This is a genomic window from Yimella radicis (genome assembly GCF_054778255.1).
Map to the genome: position 1 here is coordinate 272,316 of NZ_BAAGZR010000007.1, position 16,628 is coordinate 288,943.

The 16,628-nt window shown below is 67.3% G+C and carries 15 protein-coding genes; 5 read left to right on the forward strand and 10 right to left on the reverse strand.

Annotation, left to right across the window (positions count from 1 at the left end):
• Positions 1-89 precede the first annotated feature (89 nt).
• The 7 genes from guaA to guaB all read right to left on the reverse strand — a co-directional run bounded on the left by guaA (position 90) and on the right by guaB (position 9,035).
• Positions 90-1,667: a glutamine-hydrolyzing GMP synthase gene (guaA, locus tag ACYU8W_RS05820; RefSeq protein ID WP_499467420.1), complete on the reverse strand. Its 1,578-nt coding sequence runs from the start codon at positions 1,665-1,667 to the stop codon at positions 90-92.
• 9 nt (positions 1,668-1,676) lie between these two features.
• A complete protein-coding gene (locus tag ACYU8W_RS05825) occupies positions 1,677-2,030 on the reverse strand; it encodes a DUF3817 domain-containing protein (protein ID WP_499467422.1) in 354 nt (117 codons plus the stop codon).
• Positions 2,023-2,808, reverse strand: coding sequence for an SURF1 family protein (locus ACYU8W_RS05830; RefSeq protein WP_499467423.1), 786 nt, complete (start codon positions 2,806-2,808; stop codon positions 2,023-2,025). Before ACYU8W_RS05830 ends, ACYU8W_RS05825 begins: the two co-directional genes overlap by 8 nt.
• 29 nt (positions 2,809-2,837) lie before the next feature.
• A complete protein-coding gene (locus tag ACYU8W_RS05835; RefSeq protein WP_499467425.1) occupies positions 2,838-4,553 on the reverse strand; it encodes a GMC oxidoreductase in 1,716 nt (571 codons plus the stop codon).
• On the reverse strand, positions 4,550-6,178 hold the full coding sequence (locus ACYU8W_RS05840) for a succinic semialdehyde dehydrogenase (RefSeq protein WP_499467427.1): 1,629 nt from the start codon (positions 6,176-6,178) through the stop codon (positions 4,550-4,552). Before ACYU8W_RS05840 ends, ACYU8W_RS05835 begins: the two co-directional genes overlap by 4 nt.
• Positions 6,179-6,301: 123 nt before the next feature.
• Entirely contained in the window at positions 6,302-7,423 is a 1,122-nt protein-coding gene (locus ACYU8W_RS05845) for a GuaB3 family IMP dehydrogenase-related protein (RefSeq protein WP_129625951.1), read from the reverse strand.
• 85 nt (positions 7,424-7,508) lie between these two features.
• A complete protein-coding gene (guaB, locus tag ACYU8W_RS05850; RefSeq protein ID WP_499467429.1) occupies positions 7,509-9,035 on the reverse strand; it encodes an IMP dehydrogenase in 1,527 nt (508 codons plus the stop codon).
• A gap of 51 nt (positions 9,036-9,086) precedes the next feature.
• Here guaB and ACYU8W_RS05855 point away from each other — a divergent pair, with 51 nt between their 5' ends.
• Complete coding sequence (locus ACYU8W_RS05855; protein WP_499467431.1) at positions 9,087-9,578, forward strand: hypothetical protein; 492 nt, start codon at positions 9,087-9,089, stop codon at positions 9,576-9,578.
• A gap of 404 nt (positions 9,579-9,982) precedes the next feature.
• Positions 9,983-10,165 carry a hypothetical protein gene (locus ACYU8W_RS05860; protein WP_499467433.1) on the forward strand — a complete coding sequence of 61 codons (183 nt, stop codon included), beginning with the start codon at positions 9,983-9,985 and terminating at the stop codon, positions 10,163-10,165.
• Here ACYU8W_RS05860 and shbA read toward each other — a convergent pair.
• From shbA to groES, 3 genes are all read right to left on the reverse strand, one after another.
• On the reverse strand, positions 10,156-10,734 hold the full coding sequence (gene shbA, locus ACYU8W_RS05865) for an RNA polymerase sigma factor ShbA (protein WP_499467434.1): 579 nt from the start codon (positions 10,732-10,734) through the stop codon (positions 10,156-10,158). The two genes, ACYU8W_RS05860 and shbA, sit on opposite strands and share 10 nt — an antisense overlap.
• A gap of 252 nt (positions 10,735-10,986) precedes the next feature.
• On the reverse strand, positions 10,987-12,597 hold the full coding sequence (groL, locus tag ACYU8W_RS05870) for a chaperonin GroEL (RefSeq protein ID WP_141929166.1): 1,611 nt from the start codon (positions 12,595-12,597) through the stop codon (positions 10,987-10,989).
• 128 nt (positions 12,598-12,725) lie between these two features.
• A complete protein-coding gene (groES, locus tag ACYU8W_RS05875; RefSeq protein ID WP_205744757.1) occupies positions 12,726-13,019 on the reverse strand; it encodes a co-chaperone GroES in 294 nt (97 codons plus the stop codon).
• 227 nt (positions 13,020-13,246) lie between these two features.
• Between groES and ACYU8W_RS05880 the strand changes: the two genes are divergently transcribed.
• The 3 genes from ACYU8W_RS05880 to ACYU8W_RS05890 are packed head-to-tail and all read left to right on the forward strand — an operon-like array spanning position 13,247 to position 16,627.
• Positions 13,247-14,149 (forward strand): metallophosphoesterase, encoded by a 903-nt coding sequence (locus ACYU8W_RS05880; protein WP_499467436.1) that lies wholly within the window; start codon positions 13,247-13,249, stop codon positions 14,147-14,149.
• Positions 14,149-15,369: a THUMP-like domain-containing protein gene (locus ACYU8W_RS05885; protein ID WP_499467438.1), complete on the forward strand. Its 1,221-nt coding sequence runs from the start codon at positions 14,149-14,151 to the stop codon at positions 15,367-15,369. The genes ACYU8W_RS05880 and ACYU8W_RS05885 overlap by 1 nt, the downstream gene beginning before the upstream one ends.
• A gap of 10 nt (positions 15,370-15,379) precedes the next feature.
• The gene (locus ACYU8W_RS05890) at positions 15,380-16,627 is read left to right on the forward strand and encodes a glycoside hydrolase family 3 N-terminal domain-containing protein (protein WP_499467440.1); all 1,248 of its coding nucleotides are present in this window, start codon (positions 15,380-15,382) and stop codon (positions 16,625-16,627) included.
• Position 16,628: the final 1 nt, after the last annotated feature.

Consider the following 16,628-nt stretch of genomic DNA (forward strand, 5'->3'; position numbering starts at 1 on the left):
GGATCCGGTCGTTATTGCGGCTGCTGTCAGAGAATCACTCCCACTCGATGGTCCCCGGCGGCTTCCCACCCCGGGGTCGATGGATCAGCTCACTCCCATTCAATGGTTCCCGGCGGCTTGCTCGTGACGTCCAGGACGACGCGGTTGACCTCGGACACCTCGTTGGTGATGCGGTTCGAGGTCTTGGCGAGCACGTCGTAGGGCACGCGCGTCCAGTCGGCGGTCATCGCGTCCTCGGACGACACCGGGCGCAGCACGATCGGGTGACCGTAGGTGCGTCCGTCGCCCTGCACACCCACCGAGCGGACGTCGGCGAGCAACACCACCGGGCACTGCCAGATGTCGCGGTCGAGCCCGGCGGCGGTGAGTTCCTCGCGGGCGATCTTGTCGGCAGCGCGCAGGATGTCCAGTCGCTCGGCCGTGACCTCACCGACGATTCGGATACCGAGGCCGGGGCCCGGGAACGGCTGGCGCCAGACGATGTCCTCGGGCACGCCGAGTTCGAGGCCGACCTTGCGCACCTCGTCCTTGAACAGCGAGCGCAATGGTTCGACCAGCTTGAACTGGATGTCGTCGGGCAAGCCGCCGACGTTGTGGTGCGACTTGATGTTCGCAGCGCCCGTACCCCCACCGGATTCGACGACGTCCGGGTAGAGCGTGCCCTGCACCAACCACTTGACCGGGTGTTCCTCGTCGCCACGGTCCGCCACGATGTCGCGGGCGGCCTGCTCGAACACGCGGATGAACTCGCGTCCGATGATCTTGCGCTTCTCCTCCGGGTCACTGACTCCGGCGAGCGCCTCGAGGTAGCGGTCCTTAGCATCGATCACGACCAGGTCGACCCCTGTCGCGGCGACGAAGTCCTTCTCCACCTGCTCGGCCTCGCCATCACGCAGCAGACCGTGGTCGACGAACACGCAGGTCAACTGATCGCCGACGGCCTTCTGGACGAGGGCTGCCGCCACGGACGAGTCGACGCCGCCGGAGAGAGCGCAGATCGCGCGGTCTTCACCGATCTTCTCCTTCACCTCGGCGGCGAGTTCCTCGACCATCGCGTCCGGGGTCCAGTCGGCTTCGAGACCGGCGCCACGCCACAGGAAGTTCTCCATCACGCGCTGACCGAAGGTGGAGTGCATGACTTCCGGGTGCCATTGCACGCCGTAGAGCTTGCGGTCGTCGTCCTCGAATGCAGCGACCTCGGCACCCGGCGTGGTCGCGGTGACGCGGACACCGTCCGGCGCCTTGGACGCCGAGTCACCGTGGCTCATCCACACCGACTGCTCGCTGGGCTGACCGTTGAACAAGGTGGAGGACGTGTCGGTGATCGAGGCCTCGGTGGCGCCGTACTCACGCAGTCCGGTGTGTTCGACCGTGCCACCCATCGCGTTGACCATCGCCTGGAAGCCGTAACAGATACCGAGCACCGGCACGCCGCCGTCCAACAGGGCGGGTTCGAGCGAGGGCGCACCTTCAGCGTAGACCGATGACGGGCCGCCGGAGAGCACGATCGCGGCCGGCTCCTTGGCGAGCATCTCGGCCGCGCTCATCGTGTGCGGGACGACCTCGCTGTAGAGGTTGGCCTCGCGCACACGGCGTGCGATGAGCTGGGCGTATTGGGCGCCGAAGTCGACGACGAGGACGGGGTGTTCCTGAAGCGGAGCGGTCACCGCCCGAGTCTATCGAGCGGGGTGCCCTGCCCCGGCCAGCTGCCCCTGCACCTCACGAGTGACCTTCTTCTCCAGCCAGAACGACAGCAGTGGCACGAACGCGGTGAGGATGTATCCGACCATGCGCCCCATGGGCCAGCGCAGCTTGCTGCCGAGGTTGTAGGTGGCCGCGACGAAACCCATGAACAGCAGCCCGTGCACCGGTGACCACCACGACAGGGCGTCGTTGTCCATCCCGTACTTGAGCACCATCTCCACCACCAACACGATCAGCGCGACTCCGGCGATCAGCGCGGTGATGCGGAAGAAGGTCAGGGCGCTGCGGACTCGCTGTGGGTCCTCGATCGGGTACTGCTCAGACATTGCTCTCCTCGACGGCGGTCGGTTCATTGTCGGTGGACGTCGGGCGGCGGCGACGCTCGGGTGGTCCGTACACGTCGTCGCGCAACATCCGCCAGAAGACGTAGATGGCGAAGATCGCGAAGACCCACCACTGGAAGGCGTACATCAGGTTCACGAACCGGAACCCGTGCGTCGGGTTCGGCGGGGGTGGCGGGACGCGGGTGATCGAGTCGTCCGTCGCATTCGGCTTCTCCTCGACAGCGAACAGGAAAGCGTTGTAGAGGTCTCCGCCCCACTCGTTGAGCTTGGCCGGAAGGTCGATCGAACCCGATTGTCCCGCGGGATACGTTCCGACAGAAGGAGATTCACCCGGCGCCATACCGCCGGTCACCGTCACATCGTTGCGCGTCGGCTTCGAGGCGGCGGACGGGGAGGTCACGAATCCCCGCAGGATCACCAGTCGGGCGCCCGTCGTCCGCTGAATCATGGGCGTCACGACCCAGTAGCCGGACTGCCCGTCGAGGCGGCGGTCTGCGACCAGGAACTGTTTGTCGGGTTCGTAACGGCCCTGTGCGGTGACGCGGCGGGACGACTCGACCGCAGGAAACGTCTCGTGCGGTTTCAGCAGCTCGGTGATCGGGACCACCGGCTTGGTCGGGGCCTTGGCGACCTCCTGGTTGGTGCCGCGATCCTTGGCCACGTTGAGCTGCCACAGCCCGGCGAAACCCACGCCGCCGACGACCACTGCGAGCAGGATCAGCAACGCGGTCCAGCGCAGGGTGAACAGTCGACGCAGCACCTGGCCAGCCTAAGCCGCTACACCTGTAGTCAGGCGGGACGGGTGGTCGGCAGGCCGAGGTCGACGCCGGGGACTCGAGCGGCAGGCACGTCGAGGCGCCGATAGGGCTCGCCCTGCGCCGGACGCTCGTCCCGCTCCCCCATCGCCGGCCAGCAGGCCATCGCCCGTTCGGCCTGGGCGGTGATCGTCAGCGACGGGTTCACACCCAGGTTGGCCGAGATGGCTGAGCCGTCGACGACGTGCAGATCAGGGTGTCCCCAGACGCGGTGGTAGGGGTCGAGGACGCCGCGCTCCGGTGAATCGGAGATCACGACCCCGCCCAGGAAGTGGGCGGTCAGCGGGATTCCGAAGATCTCGCCCCACGTGCCGCCGGGGAGTGCCTTCTCCTTGGCGACCACCTGCAGTCGATCAGCCATGGCGCGAATCGCCTCGTGCCCCTGCGGAATCCACTTCGGGTTGGGCTGACCGTGACCCTGACGGCTGGTCAGGCGAACCTTGCCGAAGCGGCGCCGTCCGGAGACCGTGATCGAATTGTCGATCGTCTGCATGACCAGCGCGATGATGGTGCGCTCCGACCACCTCGGTCCGGCTGCGATGCGAAGCGCCGACATCGGCTGCTTGGCGAACTGCCCGGCAAAGTCCTTGGCCTTCCCCAGCGGTCCATTGTCGCCGTTCACCAGCAACGCGGTGAGCAGACCCATCGCGTTCGAACCCGCGCCGTAACGGACGTTCTCGACATGGGTGGCGTCGTCGACGTGGAACGAGGTGGTGATCGCGACGCCCTTGGACAGGTCCATGTCTGCGGGGACCTTCGCGGTCGCCGCGCCGCCGAGGGCTTCGGAGTTGGTGCGAGTGAGCAGACCGAGGCACTCGGACAGCTGCGGCAGACGTCCCGATGCCTTCAACCCGTGCAGCAGTGTCTGGGTACCCCAGGTGCCGGCGGCCAGGACGACCTGTCCCGCGGTCACGCTGCGACGATCCTTGGACAGCCACGCGCCGGACCGCTCGGTGGTGACCCGAAAACCACCCTCGGGCAACGCTTCCAGATCGACGACGGTCCGCAACGCCTCGAACTCGACGCCGCGCCGTTCGGCCAGCGCGATGTAGTTCTTCATCAAGGTGTTCTTCGCGCCGACGCGACAGCCGACCATGCAGTTGCCGCACTCGGTGCACCCGGTGCGCGCAGGCCCCTCACCGCCGAAATAGGGGTCGTCGACGGTCTTTCCCGACTCACCGAAGAACACCCCGACCGGCGTCTTGCGGAAGGAGTCGGCGACCCCGAGGTCGCTCGCGACGTCCCGCATCAGTTGCTCCACCGGGCCGTCGCACGGGTTCTCCTCGACGACGCCGAGCATCCGTTTCGCCGTCTCGTAGTGCGGGGAGAGTTCCTCGTCCCAGTCGGTGATGTTCGCCCACTGCGCGTCCTTGAAGAACGCAGCCGTGGGCTTGTACAGCGTGTTCGCGTAGTTGAGCGACCCACCGCCCACTCCGGCCCCGGCCAGGATCATCACGTCAGGCAGTTTGTGGATCCGCTGCACACCGAAGCACTTCAGCGCAGGCGCCCACAGGTAACGGCGCGCGTCCCACGAGGTCTCGGCGAACTCGTCGTCCTCGAACCGGCGGCCGGCCTCGAAGACGTGGAGGGCGTAGCCCTTCTCGGCCAGGCGTAACGCGGCGACCGACCCGCCGAACCCCGATCCCACCACCACGACGTCGTAGTCGAGCAGGTGCTCCTCGACGCTCATGACAGACCCGCCTTCTTCATCACCTTCAGGCCGGAGGTCATCATCCGGGCCCACGCCTTCTGCGACATGCCCTTCGGAATCACGAATCCCGGACCGTGCTGCACGGTGACGTTCTGGCTCTCGGTGTACTTCTGGATGCCCTCGGCGCCGTGCCGGCGACCGATACCGGACTGCTTCATGCCACCCATCGGCGCACCGTTGCTCCCCCAGGCCGCGACATAGCCCTCGTTGACATTGACTGTGCCGCAACGGATCTGATTCGCAATACGGCGACCGCGCGCCGTGTCCCGCGTCCACACTGACGCGTTGAGTCCGTACTCGGAATCGTTGGCCTTCGCGACTGCGGCGGCGTCGTCGGCGACCCGGTACACCGAGACGACCGGACCGAACGTCTCCGTGCGGCAGACGTCCATCTCCTCGGTGACGCCGTCGAGCACGGTCGGTTCGTAGAAGTACGGACCGAGATCTGGGCGCGCCTTGCCACCGGTGAGCACCTTCGCTCCTGCCGCGACCGCATCGTCGACGTGCGCGCTGACCCGCTCAAGCTGCTCGGCGGAGATCAACGAACCCATGTCGGTGCCCCACTCCAGCTGCGGCCCGAGCTTCATGTCCGCCACCATGGGCACGAACACCGCGAGGAAGTCGTCGGCGATCTCCTCGTGCAGGATGAGCCGCTCCACCGAGATGCACAGCTGACCGGCCGAGGAGAACATCGCACGCACTGCGCATTCGGCGGCGAGTTCGAGGTTCGCGTCCTGCGCAATGTACATCGGGTTCTTGCCACCCAGTTCGAGGGACGCACCCACCAACCGTTCGCCGGCGGCCGCGGCGACCTTGCGACCGGTCGCCGTCGAGCCGGTGAACATGACGTAGTCGGCGCGCTCCAACACCGCGTTACCGATGGTCGGGCCGTCACCGAGGACGACCTGCAGGAGCCCCTCCGGCAGGCCGGCGCGGTCGATGAGTTCCACCGCACTCAGCGCGGTCAGCGCACTCTTGTTGTCCGGACGCAGGACGACCGCGTTGCCCGCCAGCAGTGCCGGCAGGACGTCGGTGATCGACATCGACAGCGGGTAGTTCCAGGGCGCGACGACACCGACGACGCCCTTGGGGTGGCGCAGTTCGCGAGCTTGGCTGAGCATCGGCAGTGCGCCGAGACGACGCTTGGTGGCCAGGTACGACGGGCCCTTGCGCGCGTAGTGCCGGCTCACACCCGCCACGTCCAGCACCTCGTCGAACGCGTGGCGGCGCGATTTTCCCGACTCGAGCTGGATCAGGTCCAGCAACTCGGCCTGGTTGTCCAGGACGAGGTCGTGCAGTTCCAGCAGGAACCTGGCCCGCTGTTGCACCGACAACGCTGCCCACCGCGGCTGCACCGACCGCGCGGTGCGGTAGGCGATATCTACGTCGTCCACCGAACTCTGCGGGATCGTGCCCAAGACCCCGCCTGTCATCGGCGTGACGCAGTCGAACGTCGCGGCTCCCGGGGAGGTCAGCGCCCTACGCGCGAGGCGGGCAGCCAGGGCAGGTGCGATGACGTGCGGCGGACGGCTCTGCTCCCGACCCGCCGGATCCTGCCCGGAGGGGTGCGTCGAGTCGTGCGTGGAGTTCAGCAGGTCGGTCATTACTCCACAGTAGAACGCATCGCCGCCAACGTCACCCCAACGCCGAGACCCGTCCAACGAACACCGAAAGTCCGCAGGAATCCGACGTCAACCGGGCGGATCTGCTGACCTTCGCCGGGATGGTCAGCTCTTCTGATGCGGGGCGACGATGACCTCGACCCGCTGGAATTCCTTGAGTTCGAGGTAACCCGTCGTGGCCATCGCGCGCTTCAGCGCACCGATGACATTGGTCGTGCCGTCGGCGCCGAGACCAGGGCCGACGAGGATCTCCTCGAGTGATCCGACCGAGCCGACCTCGACCCGCTCGCCACGCGGTAGTTCGGAGTGGTGCGCCTCGGAGCCCCAGTGGAAACCGCGTCCGGGTGCCTCGGTGGCTCGCGCCAGGGCGGCGCCGAGCATCACCGCGTCCGCACCGCAGGCGATGGCCTTGACGATGTCGCCGCTGGTGCCCATGCCCCCGTCGGCGATGACGTGGACGTAGCGGCCGCCGGTCTCGTCCATGTAGTCGCGACGAGCGGCGGCGACGTCGGCCACGGCGGACGCCAGCGGCACCTGGATGCCGAGCGTCTGCCGGGTGGTGTGTGCTGCTCCGCCACCGAAGCCGACCAGGACGCCGGCCGCACCGGTACGCATCAGGTGCAGCGATGCCGTGTAGGTGGCGACCCCGCCGACGATCACCGGCACGTCGAGTTCGTAGATGAATCGCTTGAGGTTCAGCGGCTCGGACCGACCCGAGACGTGCTCGGCCGAGACGGTGGTGCCGCGAATGACGAACAGGTCGACGCCGGCGTCGACGACGGCCTTCCAGAACTCCTGGGTGCGCTGCGGCGACAACGCGCCGGCGACGGTGCAGCCGGAGTCGCGAATCTGCTTCAGCCGCAGCCGGATCAGGTCCTCGCGGATCGGCTCTTCATAAATCTCACGCATCCGGGCGGTCGCGTGGGCCGGCTCGAGCGCAGCGATCTCGGCGAGCAACGGTTCGGGTGACTCATACCGGGTCCACAGACCTTCGAGGTCGAGCACCGGCAGGCCGCCGAGCTTGCCGAACGCGATGGCGGAGTCGGGCGACATCACAGAGTCCATCGGCGCGGCCATGACCGGCAGGTCGAAGTGATAGGCGTCGATCTGCCAGCCGACGTTCACCTCGCGCGGGTCACGGGTCCGACGCGAGGGCACCACCGCGATGTCGTCGAAGGAGTACGCGCGACGCCCGCGCTTGCCACGTCCGATCTCGATCTCAGTCACCGGAAGAGCTTATCGGTGCGCCAAGGACACAGACGCTGCGGGAAGCGGCCGCAGTGGCGACCGGTTTCCTGGACTACGGGCGTAGTCAGCGTCCGGCGTAGTTCGGTGCCTCGACGATGCCCTGCACGTCGTGCGGGTGTGATTCCTTGAGACCGGCCGAGGTGATGCGCACGAAGCGACCCTTCTCCTGCAGTTCCGGGATCGTGTTCGCTCCGACGTAGAACATCGACTGGTGCAAACCGCCCACCAGTTGGTGGACCACGGAGCCGAGCGGTCCTCGGTAGGGAACCCGCCCCTCGATGCCCTCGGGCACGAGCTCGTCGTCGGAGGCGACGTCGGCCTGGAAGTAGCGGTCCTTGGAGAACGATTTCTTGCCGCGCGACGCCATGGCGCCGAGGGAGCCCATGCCGCGATAGGTCTTGAACTGCTTGCCGTTCAGCAGGATCACCTCGCCGGGCGACTCCTCGCAGCCGGCGATCAGCGAACCGATCATGACCGAGGACGCGCCCGCGACCAATGCTTTGGCGATGTCGCCGGAGTACTGCAGACCACCGTCACCGATCACCGGCACACCCGCCGGCTTGCAGGCCAGGGACGCCTCGTAGATCGCGGTCACCTGCGGTACGCCGACACCGGCGACCACGCGCGTGGTGCAGATCGAACCCGGCCCGACGCCGACCTTCACCGCGTCGACGCCGGCGTCGACGAGTGCCTGCGCTCCGGCGCGGGTGGCCACATTGCCGCCGATGATCTGGACGTGTTTGGTGGCCGGGTCGGACTTCAGCTTGCGGATCATGTCGAGCATCAGGCTGGCGTGACCGTTCGCGACATCGGGCACGAGCACATCGACGCCGGCCTCGACCAGACGGGTCGCGCGCTCCCAGGCGTCACCGAAGTAGCCGACGGCGGCGGCCACCAGCAGCCGTCCCTGGTCGTCCTTGGAAGCGTCGGGGAACTGCTCGGACTTCACGAAGTCCTTCACGGTGATCAGGCCGACGAGTTTGCCCTCGTCGTCGATCAGCGGCAGACGCTCCCGCTTGTGCTGACGCAGCAACAAGGTGGCGTCCTCACGGCTGATGCCGACCGGTCCCGTGACCAGCGGCATCGGCGTCATCATCTCGTGCACCTTGGCGGTCGCCCACTCCGCGAGCGGGGTGAACCGCAGGTCGCGGTTGGTGATGATGCCGATCAGCGTGTTGTCGGGGTCGACGACCGGAAGTCCGGAGACGCGATAGCGACCACAGATCTGGTCGAGTTCCTCGAGCGTGGCGTCGGGACCGATCGTGACCGGGTTGGAGATGATCCCGGTCTGGGTGCGCTTGACCAGATCGACCTGCTCGGCCTGGTCCTCGATCGACAGATTGCGGTGCAGCACACCGATGCCGCCCTGGCGCGCCATCGCGATCGCCATCCGCGACTCGGTCACGGTGTCCATCGCCGCCGAGATCAGCGGCATGCGCAGTTTCAGATCGCGGGTGAGGCGGGAGGTGGTGTCGACTTCGGAGGGGATCACATCGGTCTCCCCCGGCAACAACAGCACGTCGTCGTAGGTCAGGCCCAGTTGGCCGAAGATCGCAGGAACATCGCTCACAGTCGGCTCACCAGACGTCATTGTGCAAGTCTACGAAGCCGACGGAGCCGACGCGACGAGGGTGGTCACTGAATGGTGGCGGTGAAGGTCTCGTTCGCCAACGAGTCCGAGGCGTCGTCCGGGGTCACGACGGACCTCTCGCTCGCGGTCGCGGTACGGGCACGCGGAGACGGCTGCGGCGGCATCGGAAGTGTGGGACGCGCGGTCGGGCGCCCGCGCCGACCGTCGGTCGATGTGGACGTCGGCGTGCTCGTTGCCGTTGACGTGGGCGTTCTTGTCACGGTGGACGGAGAGGTCGGACGCGTCTTCTTGGTGGTCTTCGTTGACTTCGTCGTCGACGGACTCGAGGCCGTCGGACTGCTGGTCGAGGTGGACGTCGCGGTGGACGTCGAGGTGGACGTCGAGGTGGACGACGGCGTCGAGGTGGACGTCGAGGTGGACGACGGCGTCGAGGTGGACGACGGCGTCGAAGTGGAGGTCGGGACGCTGGTCGACGTCGGAGCCGAAGTGCCGGTGGGAGGCAGCACCGGACGCGTCGCGCGCGTGGACGTCGGACGTTGCTGACTCGTCGAACCTACCGAAGTCGTGGACTGCTTCCACTGCGTGCCGGTCCAGACCCACTGCGTACTGGAGGCTCGCGGTACCGAGGTCGGGTCATCGCTCGTTGCCGACTGCGTCTGCGTCGTCGTACCGGAGTGCTCGTGGGCGCGGTCGTCGGACCTGGTGTCCGACTGTGTTGTGCTGGAAGATGATTCGGCAGGTACGCCGGTCGCCTCGACCGTGCGGGGCAAGGGGTCGGCGCCGACGAGTCCGCGGGTGACCGTGCCGAGTTCACGGAACACCGGAACCGAAGTGCCGGTGACCGCAGCAGACACCGAACTCACCGACAGGGCCGCAACCGCGATACCGGAGACCGACGCGACACGACGCAGGTGGAGGCCCGCGCCGCGACGTCCGCGAAGGAGCCCATGGCGCGAATAACGGCCGACAACCGGTTCGGGCCTGCTGGGGAGGTGATCGATCGCCTCGACCCACTCCGAGAGCAGCGCGATCGCTTCGTCGTTCGACGCCTGCGCGCCTCGACGACCGCCGAGGGCGTCCAGCCACTCGTCGTCGCGACGGATGTCGTCCAGGCGCGGCGTCACTGCTGATCCTTCGTGTCGGTCATGATCCTGCGCAGACGGGCAAGCGCACGGTGCTGCGCGACGCGGACGGCGCCGGGAGTCATGTCAAGGGCGGCGGCGGTTTCTTCGGCAGACATGCCCACGGCAACCCGAAGCGTGAGGATCTCGCGCTGTTGTTCGTTCAACTGGTCGAGGTAGGCATGCACCTGCGCCGATCGGTCGGCCTCGAGCGCGTGCTCCTCGGGGGTCAGTCGCGCGTCGGTCTGCTCGGGAAGATCATCGCTGGGCACTGCACCACGCAGCACGCCGCGCTGGGCGTCGGCCACCTTGTGGGAAGCGATGCGATAGACGAATGCCTCGAACGGGGCGCCTTGGTCGACGTATCGAGGCAGCGCGGTCAACACGGCCACACACACCTCCTGAGCAACGTCTGCCGCGGCGTCCGAGGTCGCGGAGAAACGGCCGAGCCGGGCTCGGGCGTAGCGCAACGCGATCTCGTGGACGCCTGCCATCAAAGCGGCTGCCGCAGCATCGCTTCCTGCACGAGCCTCAGCAGCCAGGTCCCGCAGGGGGATCTGCGCTTCCGATGGGGACATCGTGCGAGCGGCCCAGTTTGTTACAGGTCGGTGGGCAGCGTTTGGCGATCCGCTCATCCTGCCTTCCCGGGTCCTCGTCGTCGGTTCCTGAACCCCGTCCCGGCCGAACTCCTGGACAGATGACCGAGGGGCGCACTCACCAGAGTAGGCATCCACCTGCCGTGCTGGTCAAATGCCGGTTGACCTGCCGATGCCGGAATGCGAAGCGCCCCGGTCCGTGAGGAACCGGGGCGCTTGCCTGGATGGACCGCCTCAGTGAGCGTGTCCGTGGCCCGCGGCCGCGGGCTCTTCCTCTTCCGGCTTCTCCACCACGAGCGTGTCGGTGGTGAGCACCATCGACGCGATGGACGCCGCGTTGCGCAGCGCGGAACGGGTGACCTTGACCGGGTCGATGACGCCGGCCTTGATCAGGTCGCCGTACTCGCCGGTGGCGGCGTTGAGGCCACTGCCCAGCGGCTGCTCACCGACCTTCGACACCGCGACATAACCCTCGAGGCCCGCGTTCTCGGCGATCCAGCGCAGCGGCTCGGCGGCCGCCTTGCGGACGATGTTCGCGCCCGTGGCCTCGTCGCCCTCGAGCTGCAGGGAGTCGAGCGCCGAGACGGCGTGGATGAGCGCCGAGCCACCACCGGCGACGATGCCCTCCTCGATCGCCGCACGGGTGGCGGAGATCGCGTCCTCGATGCGGTGCTTCTTCTCCTTCAGCTCCACCTCGGTGTGGGCGCCGACCTTGATGACGCAGACGCCGCCGGCCAGCTTGGCGAGACGCTCCTGGAGCTTCTCGCGGTCCCAGTCGGAGTCGGTGCGCTCGATCTCGGCCTTCAGCTCCTTCACGCGACCGTCGACGTCGGCGGTGTCGCCCTGGCCGTCGATGATCGTGGTGGAGTCCTTGGTGACCACGACGCGGCGGGCCTGGCCCAGCACGTCCAGGTCAGCCTGGTCGAGCTTGAGGCCGACCTCCTCGGCGATGACCTGACCACCGGTGAGGATGGCCATGTCCTGCAGCATCGCCTTGCGACGGTCACCGAAACCGGGGGCCTTGACCGCGACGACGTTGAAGGTGCCGCGGATCTTGTTGACCACCAGGGTCGACAGCGCTTCGCCGTCGATGTCCTCGGCGATGATCACCAGCGGCTTGCCCGACTGGACGACCTTCTCCAGCACCGGCAGGACGTCGGCGATCGCCGAGATCTTGCCCTGGTTGATCAGGATGTAGGCGTCCTCGAGGACGGCCTCCATCCGCTCCGGATCGGTCACGAAGTAGGGCGAGATGTAGCCCTTGTCGAACTGCATGCCCTCGGTGAAGTCGAGCTCGGTCACCGCCGTCGAGGACTCCTCGACCGTGATGACACCGTCCTTGCCGACCTTGTCGAACGCGTCGGCGATGAGGCCACCGATCGTGGTGTCCTGCGCGGACAGGGATGCGACCTGAGCGATCTCTTCCTTGCCGTCGACCTCGCGGGCATTGGACAGCAACTGGTCGTTGACGGCTTCGACGGCCTTGTCCATGCCGCGCTTCAGACCGGACGGCGAGGCGCCGGCGGCCACGTTGCGCAGACCCTCCTTGACCATCGCCTGGGCGAGGACGGTCGCGGTGGTGGTGCCGTCACCGGCGATGTCGTTGGTCTTGGTGGCGACCTCCTTGGCGAGCTGCGCGCCGAGGTTTTCGTAGGGGTCGTCCAGCTCGACCTCACGGGCGATGGTGACGCCGTCGTTGGTGATGGTCGGGGCGCCCCACTTCTTGTCGATGACGACGTTGCGGCCCTTGGGGCCGAGCGTCACCTTGACGGCGTTGGCGAGTGCGTCAACACCGCGCTCGAGCGACTTACGCGCGTCGTCGTTGAACTCCAGGGTCTTTGCCATGGTGATGGAAGTCCTTGTCTTTCAGTCTCTTTCGAGAGGTCCTGGGTGGACCGGGGAATGTGCGACGCCCCGGATCGCGGCCCGCAGAGGGCGGCGAGCCGGGGCGCCTTGAATGCTCGTGAGGCCGATCAGCGCTCGACGATGGCGAGCACGTCGCGCGCCGAGAGGATCAGCAGCTCCTGGCCGCCGTACTTCACCTCGGTGCCGCCGTACTTGGAGTAGATGACCTTGTCGCCGACCTTGATGTCCATAGGGACACGCTCGTCACCGTCCTCGTTGAAGCGGCCGGGGCCGACAGCGACGACCTCGCCCTCCTGGGGCTTCTCCTTGGCGGTGTCCGGGATGACCAGACCGGAAGCGGTGGTCTGCTCGGCCTCGACGGCCTTGACCACAATGCGGTCCTCGAGCGGCTTGATGTTCACCACAGCGGATCCTTTCTACGTTGTACCCACCGCGTCGTGCGGCGGAAGTTTGCCCTGTGACTCACCGGCTCCCGGGCTCCGGTCGCCGTCGCGGGGGTCGACCTGAGCCTTTGCGGAGCCGGCACTGTCACAGGCTGAGTGCCACTGGCGAATCTAGCACTCGCATACGTCGAGTGCTAACTGCCGTCCGACACTCTTCATTCCGTTCGGGCGGGCAGGATGGGGACATGCGATTCGGACCCGCGCCGACCCACACCATCGCCCATCTGAGCGACCCGCACGTGCTCGCGGACGGGCGCCGGCTGCACGGGGTGATCGACGTGATCGACAACCTGCGCCGCACCCTGGACCAAGTGGTTCGCACCGGTCGGTCCATCGACGCGATGGTGTTCACCGGCGACCTCGCCGACCTCGGCGAACCGGACGCATATCGCGCACTGCGTGAGATCGTCGAGCCCGCGGCTAAGGAGTTGTCCTGCACGGTCATCTGGGTCATGGGCAACCACGACGAACGTGCGCCGTACGCCCGCGGGCTCTTCGATCTCGCGGTGGACGACGAGCCGCAGGATCGCGTGTACGACCTGCGCGGGCTTCGGGTGATCGCGCTGGACAGCACGGTGACCGGCTACCACCACGGTGCGATCGACGACGACCAGATCGCCTGGCTGGCAGACCGGCTGAGTACGCCCAGTCAGTACGGCACCTTGCTCGCGCTGCATCACCCGCCACTGGTCTCGGCTGTCGACCTGATGAATGTCATCGGCCTCGACAACCAGGACGCCTTCGCATCGGTGCTGCGTGGCAGCGATGTCCGGGCGATCCTGGCCGGGCACCTGCACCACAGCTGTCACGGCACGTTCGCGGGCATCCCGGTCTCGGTGGCGGCCGTGTCCTGCTACTCCCTGGACGGCGGGGCGCCGAACGGAGCGCTGGTCGGGGTCGACGGGCGTCAAGGCTTCGACCTGGTCGACATACATCCGCACGGGCTGGTGCACACTCACATTCCGCTCGGCTCTCCCCCGGTGGTCAGCGGGTTCTCGCCGCAGGTGCAGGACGCGCTGGCCGCGCTCTCGCCGGCGGAGCGCCGCGAGGCCTTCTCCAGCAAGTCCTCCACCTGGACGCCGTCCTGATGGATGCCTTTCTCGTCGAGCGAATCCTGTCGGACGACGGCCGTTCGCTGCTCGACTCGTTGCCTTCGTACGACCCTGCTTCGGTGATGGCGTTGACGACGCGACTGCGCGCACAGGGCCACGATCCCGAACTCGTCAGTGCCGTGCTCACACAGTCGGCGCTGCGACACAGGGCGGTGGAGAAGTTCGGACCCGACGCCGCGCGGATGTTCTTCACTCCCGACGGACTCGAGCAGGCCACCCGTCCGCGCATCGCCGACGGGCACGCGGCCCGCTTCGCAGCCGCGGGCGTGAACCACGTGTACGACCTCGGTTGCGGAATCGGCTCGGACGCACGGGCATTCGCTCGCGCCGGACTTGCCGTGCACGCATTCGACCTGGACGCTGCGACTGCGGCGATCGCACGCGCGAACCTGCCCGGCGGTACGACGGTGTCGGTCGAGGACGTCACGACCGTCGACGTCCCCTCACACGTGGGTGTCTGGCTCGATCCGGCGCGGCGCACCTCGGGCGTTGCCGACATCACCGGCCGGACCAGGCGCACCTTCCGGCTGGAGGATCTCCTGCCGTCCTGGAATTTCGTCACCGCTCTGGGGGCCTCCGGACGAGCGGTGGGCGCCAAGCTCAGTCCTTCCTTCCCACGCTCGGCACTCCCCGACGGAGCGTCGGCGCAGTGGACCTCCCTCGGTGGCGAGGTGCTGGAGTGCTGCGTCTGGTTCGGCCCTGTCGCCGACGACTCGCGGTTCACGGCTCGCGTCCTCACTGCAACGGACGACGTCGTGATTCGCAGCGAGCACATCGCCGCAGAGACCGACAGCGTCGACGGCCTGGCAGCCTTCCTCTACGAAGCTGACCGGGCGGTCGTGCGTGCAGGGGTGACCGGCGCGCTCGCCGACGCAGTGGACGGCACCGAACTGGCCTCCGGCCTCGGCCACGTCACCGGTGACGTGCGTGTCGATGTTCCGTACGCCCGGCGCTACCGCGTCCGGGAGGCGGTGCCGTTCAACATCAAGAACCTACGAGCATGGTTGCGTTCCAACGACATCGGGCGAGTCACGGTGAAGAAGCGCGGTGTGAGGTTCGACGATGCCCGCTTCGTACGCGACCTCAAGCTCAAGGGCGACGCGAGTGCCCTCCTCCTGGTGACCAGGTTGGCGCAATCCCAGATCGTCCTCGTGCTCGAGCCGGACGATTCCGACGAACCGGACCCTCGCCCGTAGCCTGAGCGCGATGATCAGAACCGTCTCCGTCCTCACCGTCAGCGCTCTCGCCCTATCGGCGTGCAGCGGCGACCCCGGCGGCCCGTCCGCCGGGACGACGTCGCCGGGAACCGCCGCGGTGACACGCACGACCTCTCTTTCGTCCGGCACGTCCTCGGTCGAACCGACGCCGAAGCCTTCGTCGACGACGTCACCGGGTGCATCCTGCGTGGACGGCCTGCTGCGATCTATGTCGCCGGCACAGCGCGCCGGCCAACTGGTGATGGTCGGGCTGGACGCGAGCATGTCCGCCGAGTCACTCGACACGATGATCAAGGACCATCACATCGGCAACATGTTCTTCATCGGCGGCTGGCGCACGACCTCTCGAGTGAAAAGCACCTCCGATCACGTTCAAGCACAAGCGAATTCGTCGTCGACGAAGAGTGTCGGGTTTTTGATCGCCGCCGACCAGGAGGGCGGCCAGGTTCAGCAGTTGAAGGGTGACGGCTTCTCTGCGCTCCCGTCGGCGCTGCGCCAGGGCACGATGTCGTCTGCGGACCGAGCCGCCGTCGCACGAACGATCGTCCGCGAACTGAAGGCGGTGGGCGTCAACGTCGACCTCGCCCCGGTCGCCGACACCGTGCCGCCGGCGAACCCGCGCTCCAACGAACCGATCGGACGCTGGGGTCGCCAATTCGGGAACAACCCCGCTAAGGCCGGCTCCGCTGTCGCCGAGGTGGTGCGGACGATGCAGGCGGGCGGCTTGCAGAGCACGCTCAAACACTTCCCCGGCCTCGGTCGGATCACCGGCAACACGGACTTCACCGCCGACGGCATCGTCGACGACCAGACCTCGGCTGACGACGAATACCTGCGCCCCTTCCGCGACGGGATTGCCGCCGGTGCCCCGTTCGTCATGGTGTCGTCGGCCTACTACTCGAGGATGGACGCCGAGAACCAGGCGATCTACTCGCCGAAGATCATCGACGGCGTGTTGCGCAGACAGCTCGGCTTCGGGGGAGTCGTAATGAGCGATGACCTGAATGCCGTTGCGGTACGTGATCTTCCGGCCGGTGAACGCGTGGTCAAGATGGTGCGCGCGGGCGGCGATGTGGCGCTCACCGGACTCGCGTCCGCGGCGCCGCTCATGGCGAGGGCACTGACCGCCGAAGCCGCGAAGGACCCTGTTTTCCGGGCGAAGCTGAACGCGTCGGTGAAACGGGTACTGATGGCCAAGACCGCGATGGGCCTGACGTCCTGCTCGGGGCGCGAGTAGT